The organism is Alteromonas sp. ABV4_515, assembly GCF_056160345.1.
Window position 1 is genome coordinate 1 of the sequence record NZ_JBSWWZ010000021.1, and the last position, 910, is coordinate 910.

Consider the following 910-nt stretch of genomic DNA (forward strand, 5'->3'; position numbering starts at 1 on the left):
TGGTGGCTCGTCTCGTGTCTCGGCCTTAAGCACCCGGATTTACCTAAGCACTCAGCCTACTCACTTTCACTTGGACAACCAACGCCAAGCTTGTCTAGCCTTCTCCGTCCCTCCATCACTGATTATATAAGTACGGGAATATTAACCCGTTTCCCATCGACTACGCATTTCTGCCTCGCCTTAGGGGCCGACTTACCCTGCCCTGATTAGCATGGGACAGGAAACCTTGGTCTTCCGGCGTGCGGGTTTTTCACCCGCATTATCGTTACTCATGTCAGCATTCGCACTTCTGATACCTCCACCAGACTTCACAATCCAGCTTCAGCGGCTTACAGAACGCTCCCCTACCCAAAGTACAAGTACTTTGCCGCAGCTTCGGTATATTGCTTAGCCCCGTTACATCTTCCGCGCAGGCCGACTCGACTAGTGAGCTATTACGCTTTCTTTAAAGGATGGCTGCTTCTAAGCCAACCTCCTAGCTGTCTTAGCCTTCCCACATCGTTTCCCACTTAGCAATATTTTGGGACCTTAGCTGGCGGTCTGGGTTGTTTCCCTCTTCACGACGGACGTTAGCACCCGCCGTGTGTCTCCCGGATAGTTCTCTTTGGTATTCGGAGTTTGCAAAGGGTTGGTAAGTCGGGATGACCCCCTAGCCTTAACAGTGCTCTACCCCCAAAGGAATTCGTCCGAGGCTCTACCTAAATAGATTTCGGGGAGAACCAGCTATCTCCCGGTTTGATTGGCCTTTCACCCCCAGCCACAGGTCATCCCCGCCTTTTTCAACAGGCGTGGGTTCGGTCCTCCAGTTGATGTTACTCAACCTTCAACCTGCCCATGGCTAGATCACCGGGTTTCGGGTCTATACCTAGCAACTCAACGCGCAGTTAACACTCGCTTTCGCTACGGCTCC

Annotated in this window: 1 rRNA gene; it reads right to left on the reverse strand. The window is 52.4% G+C overall.

The window, feature by feature from the left end:
* Positions 1-910 (reverse strand): 23S ribosomal RNA (locus ACXAGX_RS20475); the annotation flags it as partial.